Source organism: Streptomyces sp. T39 (genome assembly GCF_008042045.1).
GTDB lineage: Bacteria > Actinomycetota > Actinomycetes > Streptomycetales > Streptomycetaceae > Streptomyces.
In genome coordinates this window covers 1-10,147 of the sequence record NZ_RDBP01000017.1, presented here as the reverse complement: position 1 = coordinate 10,147, position 10,147 = coordinate 1, and the positions used below count along the sequence as shown (strand labels likewise).

The following is a 10,147-nucleotide window of genomic DNA, read 5'->3' as shown; positions in this document are numbered from 1 at the left end:
ACCTACGAGTACGCCCCCGTGCCCCCGCCGATGCTGCACCGCGCGCTGCGGATGCAGGACGTCTGCGCCCGCCACGGCGTGCCGCTGCGTGCCGCGGCCGTACGCTTCGCCCTGGCGCACCCGGCCGTCACCGGCGCGCTGATCGGGGCGCGCGACGCCGGCGAGATCACCGACGCGGCCGCCTGGCTGGCCCGCCCCGTCCCGCCCGCGCTCTGGCAGGACCTCCGGTCCGAAGGGCTGCTGCCGGACACCGTCCCCGTCCCCGGAGAGGACGACACATGAGCGCCGCACACCCGCGCCCTGCGCCCGGCCGTCCGGCGGAGGGTCACGCCGTCCCGGCCGGCCCCGGCAGCCGCCCGGGTCCGCTCGCCGTGCCGCGCGTCGTCGACGCCCACCACCATCTGTGGGACCGTTCCGCCCTCGACCTGCCCTGGCTGGACGATCCCGCCCTGGAGCCGATCCGCCGCGACTTCCTCCCCGCCGACCTGGCACGCGCCACGGCCGGGACCCCCGTCGACGCCACGGTCCTCGTCCAGACCGTCTGCGACACCCGGGAGACGGTCTCCTTCCTCGCCACGGCCGCGGCCGGCGGACCGATCGCGGGTGTCGTCGGCTGGACGGACCTCACCGCCCCCGGTGTCGCCGACGCCCTCGCCGAGCTGCGGTCCGGCCCCGGCGGCGACCGCCTCGTGGGCATCCGCCACCAGGTGCAGGAGGAGGCCGACCCCGGCTGGCTGCTGCGCCCGGACGTCGGCCGGGGGCTCACCGCGGTCGGCGGGGCGGGCCTCGTCTACGACCTCGTCGTACGGCCGCACCAGCTTCCCGCCGCCCGCGCCGCCGCCGCCCGCCACCCCGGGCTCCGCTTCGTCCTCGACCACGCGGGCAAACCACCGGTCGCCACCGGGCGGCTGACGCCGTGGGCGGACGACCTGCGCCGCCTCGCCGCCCTCCCCAACACCACCTGCAAGCTCTCCGGCCTGGTCACCGAGGCCGGCCGGGACGGCTGGACCGTCGCCGGCCTGGCGCCGTACGCGGACGCGGTCCTCGACGCGTTCGGGCCCGGGCGGGTGATGTTCGGCTCCGACTGGCCCGTGTGCCTGCCGGCGGCCGGATACGCGGAGGTGCTGGACACCGCCCGGGCGCTCACCGCACGGCTGGACCCGGGGGAGCGGGAAGCGTTCTTCGCCGGTACGGCGACCCGCGTCTACGGCCTGCGCCCCGCCGTTCAAGGACCGTCGGCATGACCTGATCCGGAGCGCCAGGGGCTGTTTTCGGACGGTTCCGCGCAACCGGCGTCCCGCCCTCCGGCGCCTCAGTAGCGTCCTGACCACAGGCCGGCCGGTCGGTCACCCCCGGTCCGGCATCCATGAGTCGAGGGAGTGAGCACTGATGGCGAACGTCGAGACGTCTCTGAAGGAGGCGATGACGATCGAGGGCAGCGTGGGAGTCGCCCTGGTCGACTACACGAGCGGCATGGCCCTCGGCACGCTCGGCGGCGGCAAGGACCTCGATCTGACGGTCGCGGCCGCCGGCAACACCGATGTGATCCGGGCCAAGCTCCGTGCGATGGACATGCTGGGGCTCAAGGAGGAGATCGAGGACGTGCTCATCACCCTCGGCAGCCAGTACCACCTCATCAGGCTGCTCAGAGGCAAGGGCGGCAACGGCCTGTTCCTCTACATCGTCCTGGACAAGGGGAGGTCCAACCTCGCCATGGCCCGGCACCAGCTCAAGCGCGTCGAAGCGGATCTGGAGCTGTAACCCCGCGTCGTGCCGCCCGGCTCCGCACGCCCACGAGTTGCAGAAGTCTTCAACTCGGCACATCCGAAAGTGGTCAGCTGTGGGTGGGGGCGGAGCCGGAAGCGGCAGGATCATGACGTCGGCCATCGGGCACCCGGCAGATCGGGCTGCCACCCCCCACCAGCGACCCAGACCCGGCAGGAGTGTTGTCGCATGCAGGTACCGCTGTACCAGGCCAAGGCGGAGTTCTTTCGCATGCTCGGGCACCCCGTGCGCATCCGCGTCCTGGAACTGCTCCAGAACGGCCCCGTACCCGTACGCGAACTGCTCAACGAGATCGAGATCGAGCCCTCCAACCTGTCCCAGCAGCTCGCCGTCCTGCGCCGCTCGGGCATCGTGATATCCATCCGGGACGGCTCCACCGTCAGCTACGCCCTCGCCGGCGGCGACGTCGCCGAACTGCTGCGCGCGGCCCGCCGGATCCTCACCGAACTCCTGGCCGGGCAGAGCGAACTCCTCGAGGAACTCCGCCACGCCGACACCCCGGGCTGACCTCCCGCGCCGACCGACCCCGCAGGCCCCCGCCCCGACACGCCGGGCCGCCCGCACCCGCGCCGGACACCGCGGCCCGTCACCCGCCCCGGCGCCTCGACAGATCGCCGCCAGCGAGGCGGGGCCGGTGAAACCGGTTGTGGGAGCGCTCCCAGGCGCGGAATCATCAGGGCATGGAGCACACATCCGCCACCCAGGCCGACGGTGTCGCCGCCGGCACCCCGTACATCCGCCGCTACCGGCCGTCGGACCGGTCGGCGCTCGCGGAGATATGCGTCAGAACGGCGCACCAGGGCGGGGACTCGTCGGTCCTCCATCCGGACCCGGAGCTGATGCCGTCGGTCTTCGCCCACCCCTACGCGGCGCTGGAGCCGGACTTCGCCTTCGTCCTGGACGACGGCGAAGGCAGCGCCGTCGGCTACGTGCTGGGCGCGCCGGACACCGCGCGCTTCGCCGAGAGGTTCCGCGCCGAATGGCTGCCGACGGTCGCTTCCCGCTTCCCCCTGCCCACCGGGGAGGCCCGCACCCCGTCCGACGAGATCGTCGGCCTGCTGCACCGGCCGGAGCACATGGTGCGCCCCGAGGTCGCCGCGTATCCCGCCCATCTGCACATCGACCTGCTGCCCGCCTGGCAGGGCCGCGGTCACGGGCGCGCGCTGATGCGCACGCTGCTGGACGCGCTCCGGGAGGCGGGCGTGCCGGCGGTGCACCTGTGCATGGTGGAGGCGAACACCGGTGCCAGGGCGTTCTACGACCGTCTGGGCTTCAGGCTGCTGCCCGTGCCGGACCCCGGTCCCGTCCGGTACCTCGGCCGATCGACGGCCCGCGACGCGGCACTGTGACACGGGTGCCGCGGACCGGCACGCTCGCTCACGGTGCCGCCTGTGCCGCGTAGTGGTGCGCGCGCACCCGGCGCAGCCACGCCTCCACGGGCGCCTCGTCGGGACGGTCGGGCAGCGGGCTGCGGGCCTCGTCGAAGGCCCGCTCGTACGCCGCGAGCAGCGGGTGCGCCTGCGCGGGGTCGTCGGCGACCCGCTCGCCGAACGCCCGGAAGGCGTCCGGGTCCTCGAGCCGGATCTCCAGGCGGCCGGTGGTGTAGAGCCCGAGGCCCTGGTGGCACAGGCGCATGAGGTGGCGGGCGTGCTTGGCCGTGCGCGCGCGGGCGTCGGCGGGCAGTGGTCCCGCCACCGCGCGGTCCGTCAGCCGTCTGGCCTGCTGGGTGGCGTAGCCGAGGTAGGCGTCGCGTACCCGTTTCGCCGAGAGCAGCGAGGACCGGACGGCGATGAGTTCGTCGCCCAGCGGCGTGCGGACCTCGTACAACTCGTCCGGCAGCCAGACGAGTTCACCGGCGGTCGGGTTGCCGCCGAGGGCGAGGCGGCACCATTTCGCGGCCTCGTGCAGGGTGCGGTCGGGGGCGGTGGTGACGTACGAGGCCCGGGGGGCGTGCAGTCCGTGGAAGTCCTCGGTGGGCGCCGCGAACACGCCGAGGCGGTCGATGTCCGACCCTTCGTGGGCCAGGCCGTAGGCGGTGGAGCCGACGATGCCGGACAGCAGGACGGTGTGCGGGGACAAGGCAGCTCCTCGGTGTCTCGCGGGCGCGGCCCGTCCGGAATCCGTTCCGTGCAGGATGGCCCGCCGGGGGCGCCGTCCGCCTCCGGTTTTCGCCGCCCGCACCGGGCCGGGGCCCGGCGGTGCGTCCGCCGCGGCGCCCGCCCGGACGGGGAGGGGGAGACGGCGGTCAGCCGAGTTCGTCAGGGTGCGGGCCCGTCCGCAGACCGCGGTCGAGTCCGGCGATCGCGTCCATCTCCCCGTCGGACAGCGTGAAGCCGAGGACGTCGATGTTCTCGCGGATCCGCGCCGGGGTGACCGACTTGGGGATGACCACGTTGCCCAGCTGCAGATGCCAGCGCAGCACCACCTGTGCGGGGGACTTCCCGTGGTGTGCGGCGATCCGGGTGAGGGGCTCCTCCGCGAGGACGGCGCCCTGGGCGAGCGGGCTCCACGCCTCGGTGGCGATCCCGAGTTCGGCGTGCAGCGCACGCAACTCGCCCTGCTGGAGGCCGGGATGGAGCTCGATCTGGTTCACCGCGGGGACGAGGGACGCGCCGTCGAGCAGCCGGCGCAGGTGGGCGGGTTCGAAGTTGGAGACGCCGGCGGTGCGGACCCGGCCGTCCGCCACGAGCTGCTCGACGGCCCGCCACGACTCCCGGTAGAGGTCCTGCGCCGGGGCGGGCCAGTGGATCAGGTACAGGTCGACATGGTCGAGGCCGAGCGCCGCGAGGCTGGTGTCGAAGGCCTTGAGGGCGGCGTCGTAGCCCTGGTCGGCGTTCCAGAGCTTGGTGGTGACGTACAGCTCCTCGCGGGGGATGCCGGAGTCCGCCAGCGCCCTGCCGACGCCCCGCTCGTTGCCGTAGACGGCCGCGGTGTCGATCGAGCGGTAGCCGGCCTCCAGGGCGGAGGCGACCGCGGTGGTGGTCTCGTCGTCGGGGACCTGGAAGACGCCGAAGCCGAGCTGAGGGATCCGGGTCCCGTCGTTGAGGAGGACGGTGGGCACTGTGGTCATCGCGCTGTTCCTTGCGGCCGATTGCATGAGGTGGTTACGCTCGTCCACAATAATTGCAGACGCGGGTTACATGCAAACGCCGCACGATGGGGGTCCGTGCGGCACCCGGCCGGTACCGCACGGACCCCGCCGCGCCGTGTCAGTAGGCGCCGTCCAGCCGGGCCCGCTGCTCGGCGGTCAGTTCCAGATCGACCGCCGCGAGGTTCTCGTCGAGCTGGGCGACCGAGGACACACCGGCCAGGGGCACCACCGGGACGTCGCCGCCGATCAGCCAGGACAGCACCACCTGGTTGGCCGTCGCACCCGTCTCCTCGGCGACCTGCCGCAGCGCCGCGAGCCGCACCGGTGTGCCGGCGTGGTCGAGGTCCGCACCGAACGGCTTGTCGTCGCGGACGTACGCCCCGGCGAGCAGCGGCGTGTAGGCGACGAGGGTCAGCGCCGGCTCCGCCCGCACATAGCTGAGCAGATCACCGTTGACGATCCCGTACGCGCCGTCGGCGGAGAGCGCGTCCGGCAGGTCCGTCCGGCGGCGCAGATAACTGTGGCTGTACTGGAGCACCTCGAAGCCGGGGAGGCCTCGCGCCGCCGCGACGGCGCGGGCCCGCTCCACCTTCCACGTCCAGTGGTTGCTGACGCCGAGCAGGCCGACGCCGCCGTCGGCGACCAGTGCCGCGAACCCCTCCACGGTCTCCTCCAGCGGCGTCGACGGGTCCTCGACGTGCGCGTACAGCAGGTCGAGCCGGTCCATGCCGAGGCGCTCGCGGCTCTGCTCGGCGGCGATGCGTATCGCCCGCGCCGACAGGCCCTCACGGTTCTCCACGAACCCCGTCCCGGGGGCGAGGGGCCGGGCGCCCATCTTGGTGGCGACGACGACCTCGTCACCGATGCCGCGGCTGCGCCGCCACCGGCCGATCAGGCTCTCGCTCGCGCCGCCCTGACTGCCGTCCTCCCAGTAGGCGTAGTTGTTCGACGTGTCGATGAACGTGCCGCCCGCCTCCACGTACCGGTCCAGGATCGCGAAGGAGGTCTTCTCGTCGGTACGGGTGCCGAAGAGCATCGCCCCGAGGCTGAGCACGCTGACCCGCCGGCTGGTCGCGGGGTCGCTGCCGATCGTGCGGTACTTCATGGGGGAGCCCTCTCCTCGTGCTGCGGACCCGGCTGCTGCGGGCCTCGGAGGGAAGACTGCTTCTTCGAGTGCACGCGAAGTCAAGCGCGTACGCACACCGTTCCGGCAGGACCGCCGCCCGCCCGGACAGGCCCTCGGACAAACCCGGTTGACGCCGCGGCGCGCGGTCCGGTCTCCTGGCGCGATGTCCGATCTCGTCATCCAGCGGCCCGACGGCGATGCCATGCTCCGGGACTGGCAGCACATCCACAACGTCATCATCCCCACCCACCCCCTCTCCCTCGACGACGTGCGCGAGCGCCGGGAGCGGCACCGTCTGGAGATCGCCTACCGGGACGGCGAACCGGTGGGGTGCAGCACCGTGCGCCCGCCGGCGGACGGCACCGGGACGGCCACCGTGATCGCCCGCGTCCTCGCCGCCCACCGGCGCCGGGGTTACGGCGAGGTGCTCCACGAGCGCGGCCTCGCGCACGCGCGCGAGCTCGGCGCCCGGGTGATCGAGACGGTCGTCCTCTCCTGCAACGAGGACGGCCTGCGCTTCGCCCTGCGGCACGGCTACACGGAGACCGAACGGTATCTGCTGCCGGGCGACACCGTCCCGTGGATCGACCTCCGCCTGTCCGGGAACTGAGCACGCGGCAGACGCCGGGCCGCACGGCGGCCGCGCCTGCCGGGCCCGGTGTCAGTGCGTGCCGCTGTGCGGGCGCGCCGGGGTGCCGAGCAGCTCGGCGAGACCGCGGCGGGTGGCGGCGACGACCACCCGGTCCTGCGAGCGCAGCACATAGCCGGGATGCAGGTCCCACAGCAGCTGCGGTTCGTCGCCGCCGTGCTGCACCGCGCCGAGGTCGGGGTGCCGGGCTGCCGGCACCGCCGTGTCCAGCGCGAGGATCCGCCGGGCCCCGGGGCGGAACGCCTCCGCGACGGTCCGCCCCTCCAGTTCCGGCGTGCCGCTCACCCGGACGACGGCGAACAGCAGGACCCGGCGCTCCACCGGTATGGCGCCGAGGATGTGACGGCCCATCATCGCCGCCGCGAACGCGGGCGCGGCGAGATGGGTGACGCTGCGGCTGCGGGTGACGGCGCCCGGATGGGCCGCCCGCAGCGTGCGGTGGACGGCGGTCGCGAACGCGTCGTCGTACAGCCGCAGCGCGACCCGCAGGTCGGGCTTGACGGTCCGGGCGTAGAGCGTCGCCTCCAGATTCGTGGTGTCGGAACTGGTGAGGGCGAGCAGCGTGTGCGCGCGGTGCACCTTGGCGGCCTCCAGCACCCCTTCCTCGGTGACGTCGCCCAGGACCACCGGAACCGCGAGGCTCCGCGCCAACGGCACCCCTCGGGCCTCGGGGTCCTCCTCGACGCAGACCACGGGGATGTCCAGCTCCCGCAGCCGCGCCAGCACCCTGGCGCCGATCTTCCCCAGGCCCAGCAGCACGATGTGCCCGGACAGGCCCCTGGGCGGCCTGCGCAGCGCGCCCGCCGCACGGAAGGTGCCCAGCGCCTCCAGGGCCCCGGCGACCAGCAGCGGCAGCAGCGCCAGACCCACCAGCCCGGCCAGCAGCTGCAGGACCTGACGGGCCGTCGACTCGCCGACCGCGGGATCGCCGATCGCGAACAGGTCGAGCAGCGTCAGGTAGGAGGCGTGCACCGGATCGGCGTCGGTGGCCACCGACGCCGTCACACTGAGCGCGAGCACCGAGGCGACGATGCCCGCCAGCGCCCGGCGCAGCCGCCGCGAGAGCAACGCGCCGAGCGGCGCGCCGCGCCGCGCGAGGCGCCGCAAGGGCAGGGCCGGACCCGCGTACCGCACGGTCTCCAGGACGACCGTGCCCCGGTCGGCGGCGTCGCGGACGGTCGCGTCGTCGGGAAGCAGCAGCGGGCCCTCCGGCCCGCTGGCGTCCGAGCCCTCCGAGCCCGCGGGGTCGGCGGTGGAGGACGAGAGCAGCGCCAGGGTGCACAGTCCGGGATCCGGCACTTCGCCGGGACGCGACGGAGCCCGCTCCACGGCCCGCAGCAGCAGACCGTCGGCCTGGACGACCTTGCTGGTCCCGCCCGCCGCGGTGGCGGCGAGCGCCGGAGCCGCGGTGTCCGCGTCCGACAGCACCGTGGTGGAGGCGTCGAGGAAGGCCCGGTCCACGTCGGGCATCGCCAGCAGGGCCGCCTGGTCGAGAAGCTCCTCCATGTGCTGGCCGAGCTTGCGGTTGTACATCCGCACCACCAGGCGCAGACCGGGACTGAGCCGACGCGCCGCGAGCGCGGCCCGCAGGTTCACCTCGTCGTCCTCGTGGAGCAGCGCCAGCGAGGCGGCCCGGTCCACTCCCGCCCGCAGCAGCGCCTCGTCGGTGGGCTCGGCCGACAGGATCTCCTCCAGAGGCAGCCGCAGACGGCCGACGGTGTCGTCGGGCGACGGCGTCGGCAGCCGCGGCGCGCCGACGCCGAACCGGCCGGCCGCCCGCGCGCCGCGCGACGGATCGCCGCCCCGTCCGCCGGCCGGTGTGCCGGACAGGGCGTCGGGCACGACCAGGACCACATGGGCGCGGTAGACGTCCTGCAGTTCCGCGGCGAGCCGGCGGGCCAGGCCGTCGTCCCCGCAGACCACCATGTGCCCGGCCGGGCGCCCGCCCCGGTTCTGCTGCGGCACCGTCATCGTCCGTCTGCGGCTGCCTCTGGAGGAGATCCTGTCGGCCGAGCCCACCGACGAGGCGCTGCTGCGGGCGGGAGTGGACCGGGCCGCCTCGCTGGCGCTGCTCCACGAGGACGACGAGGTGAGCGGCGGCGCCCCCGAGGGGCGGCGGCCGTTCAGGGTGGTGGCCGTCACCTCGTGTCCCACCGGGATCGCGCACACGTACATGGCCGCGGAGGCGCTGAGGAAGGCGGGCGAGGCCGAGGGGGTGGAGATCGAGGTCGAGACGCAGGGGTCGGCCGGATTCACACGGCTCGACCCGTCCGTCGTCGCGGAGGCCGACGGCGTGATCCTCGCCCATGACGTGGAGGTCCGCGAACGGGACCGGTTCGCCGGGAAGCCCACCGTCGACGTCGGCGTCAAGGCGGCGATCAGCCGCCCCGCCGCGCTCATCGCGGAGGCGCGCGCCAAGGCCGCCGCCGGTCCCGCCCGCGCCCCCTCCTCCCCGGCCCCCCTCGCCGCCGACGCAGGCGGCGGCGACCACTTCGGCACCCGGCTGCGCAAGTGGCTGATGACCGGCGTCAGTTACATGGTCCCGTTCGTCGCCGCGGGCGGCCTCCTCATCGCCCTGGCGTTCGCCGTGGGCGGCTACGAGATCGCCGACGCCCCCTCCGTAGCCGATCACTTCCTGTGGACCGAGTCGGCGAGCTGGGCCGCTCTGATGTTCCAGATCGGCGGCGCGGCCTTCGCGTTCCTCGTCCCGGTCCTCGCCGGGTACATCGCCTACGGCATGGCCGACCGGCCGGGCCTCGTCCCCGGCTTCGTCGGCGGTGCCATCGCCCTCACCATCGAGGCCGGCTTCCTCGGCGGGCTCGCCGCCGGCCTGATCGCCGGGGGCGTGGTGACGGCGATCCAGCGGGTCCCCGTGCCGGCGGTGCTGCGGGGGATCATGCCGGTCGTGGTGATCCCGCTGGTCTCCTCCGCGGTCGTCGGATTCCTGATGTTCGTCGTCGTCGGCAAGCCGATCGCCTCGTTCCAGCGGGCGATGACCGACTGGCTGAGCGGTCTGTCCGGCGGCAACGCCGTCCTGCTCGGCGCGCTCCTCGGCCTGATGATGTGCTTCGACCTCGGCGGCCCGGTGAACAAGGTGGCGTACGCCTTCGCGGTCGGCGGCCTCGCGGCCCCCACCGACGGCAGCCTGAAGGTCATGGCGGCCGTGATGGCCGCCGGCATGGTCCCCCCGCTGGGCATGGCCCTGGCGACGACCGTGCGCGGGCGCCTGTTCAGCAGGGCGGAACGCGAGAACGGCAAGGCGGCATGGGTGCTCGGCGCCTCGTTCATCAGCGAGGGCGCCATCCCGTTCGCAGCGGCCGACCCGCTGCGGGTGATCCCGTCCGCCATGGCGGGCGGCGCCGTCACCGGGGCGCTGTCGATGGCCTTCGAGGCCACCCTGCGCGCTCCGCACGGCGGCATCTTCGTGGTGCCGCTGATCGGCAGCCCGTGGCTGTATCTGCTGGCCGTCGCGGCGGGCACCGTCGTCACCGCCGCG

At 74.2% G+C, this 10,147-nt stretch carries 11 protein-coding genes; 7 read left to right on the top strand and 4 right to left on the bottom strand.

Features of this window, described 5'->3' with window-relative positions; all coding sequences use genetic code 11:
- The 5 genes from EAO77_RS19285 to EAO77_RS19265 form a co-directional block, all read left to right on the top strand.
- Nucleotides 1–282: aldo/keto reductase (locus EAO77_RS19285; RefSeq protein WP_187283311.1), on the top strand; the 282-nt coding region annotated here is incomplete at its 5' end.
- Nucleotides 279–1,244 (top strand): amidohydrolase family protein, encoded by a 966-nt coding sequence (locus EAO77_RS19280; RefSeq protein ID WP_147989542.1) that lies wholly within the window; start codon nucleotides 279–281, stop codon nucleotides 1,242–1,244. The genes EAO77_RS19285 and EAO77_RS19280, both read left to right, overlap by 4 nt.
- Before the next feature lie 145 nt (nucleotides 1,245–1,389).
- On the top strand, nucleotides 1,390–1,761 hold the full coding sequence (locus tag EAO77_RS19275; protein WP_147989541.1) for a hypothetical protein: 372 nt from the start codon (nucleotides 1,390–1,392) through the stop codon (nucleotides 1,759–1,761).
- A 192-nt stretch (nucleotides 1,762–1,953) separates the two neighbouring features.
- Nucleotides 1,954–2,292 carry an ArsR/SmtB family transcription factor gene (locus EAO77_RS19270; protein ID WP_147989540.1) on the top strand — a complete coding sequence of 113 codons (339 nt, stop codon included), beginning with the start codon at nucleotides 1,954–1,956 and terminating at the stop codon, nucleotides 2,290–2,292.
- A 173-nt stretch (nucleotides 2,293–2,465) separates the two neighbouring features.
- Nucleotides 2,466–3,134, top strand: coding sequence for a GNAT family N-acetyltransferase (locus EAO77_RS19265; protein ID WP_147989539.1), 669 nt, complete (start codon nucleotides 2,466–2,468; stop codon nucleotides 3,132–3,134).
- Nucleotides 3,135–3,162: 28 nt separating this feature from the next.
- Here the strand turns inward: EAO77_RS19265 and EAO77_RS19260 are convergent, their stop codons facing one another.
- From EAO77_RS19260 to EAO77_RS19250, 3 genes are all read right to left on the bottom strand, one after another.
- Nucleotides 3,163–3,864: a DNA polymerase beta superfamily protein gene (locus EAO77_RS19260; RefSeq protein WP_147989538.1), complete on the bottom strand. Its 702-nt coding sequence runs from the start codon at nucleotides 3,862–3,864 to the stop codon at nucleotides 3,163–3,165.
- 166 nt (nucleotides 3,865–4,030) lie between these two features.
- Complete coding sequence (locus tag EAO77_RS19255) at nucleotides 4,031–4,855, bottom strand: aldo/keto reductase (RefSeq protein WP_147989537.1); 825 nt, start codon at nucleotides 4,853–4,855, stop codon at nucleotides 4,031–4,033.
- Nucleotides 4,856–4,994: 139 nt separating this feature from the next.
- Nucleotides 4,995–5,981, bottom strand: a complete 987-nt coding sequence (locus EAO77_RS19250) for an aldo/keto reductase (RefSeq protein ID WP_147989536.1) — start codon at nucleotides 5,979–5,981, stop codon at nucleotides 4,995–4,997.
- A gap of 184 nt (nucleotides 5,982–6,165) precedes the next feature.
- Here EAO77_RS19250 and EAO77_RS19245 point away from each other — a divergent pair, with 184 nt between their 5' ends.
- A complete protein-coding gene (locus tag EAO77_RS19245; protein WP_147989535.1) occupies nucleotides 6,166–6,612 on the top strand; it encodes a GNAT family N-acetyltransferase in 447 nt (148 codons plus the stop codon).
- Between the two features lie 51 nt (nucleotides 6,613–6,663).
- Here the strand turns inward: EAO77_RS19245 and EAO77_RS19240 are convergent, their stop codons facing one another.
- Nucleotides 6,664–8,577 carry a potassium channel family protein gene (locus tag EAO77_RS19240; protein WP_147989543.1) on the bottom strand — a complete coding sequence of 638 codons (1,914 nt, stop codon included), beginning with the start codon at nucleotides 8,575–8,577 and terminating at the stop codon, nucleotides 6,664–6,666.
- Here EAO77_RS19240 and EAO77_RS19235 point away from each other — a divergent pair.
- On the top strand, nucleotides 8,576–10,147 hold a 1,572-nt coding region (locus EAO77_RS19235), incomplete at its 3' end, for a PTS fructose transporter subunit IIC (RefSeq protein WP_261994029.1). The two genes, EAO77_RS19240 and EAO77_RS19235, sit on opposite strands and share 2 nt — an antisense overlap.

Excerpts from the sequence above, each read along its gene's own strand:
- EAO77_RS19250 (WP_147989536.1), bottom strand. The coding sequence starts at position 5,981 with ATGAAGTACCGCACGATCGGCAGCGACCCCGCGACCAGCCGGCGGGTC.
- EAO77_RS19245 (WP_147989535.1), top strand. The coding sequence starts at position 6,166 with ATGTCCGATCTCGTCATCCAGCGGCCCGACGGCGATGCCATGCTCCGG.
- EAO77_RS19275 (WP_147989541.1), top strand. The coding sequence starts at position 1,390 with ATGGCGAACGTCGAGACGTCTCTGAAGGAGGCGATGACGATCGAGGGC.
- EAO77_RS19280 (WP_147989542.1), top strand. The coding sequence starts at position 279 with ATGAGCGCCGCACACCCGCGCCCTGCGCCCGGCCGTCCGGCGGAGGGT.
- EAO77_RS19265 (WP_147989539.1), top strand. The coding sequence starts at position 2,466 with ATGGAGCACACATCCGCCACCCAGGCCGACGGTGTCGCCGCCGGCACC.
- EAO77_RS19270 (WP_147989540.1), top strand. The coding sequence starts at position 1,954 with ATGCAGGTACCGCTGTACCAGGCCAAGGCGGAGTTCTTTCGCATGCTC.
- EAO77_RS19255 (WP_147989537.1), bottom strand. The coding sequence starts at position 4,855 with ATGACCACAGTGCCCACCGTCCTCCTCAACGACGGGACCCGGATCCCT.
- EAO77_RS19240 (WP_147989543.1), bottom strand. The coding sequence starts at position 8,577 with ATGGTGGTCTGCGGGGACGACGGCCTGGCCCGCCGGCTCGCCGCGGAA.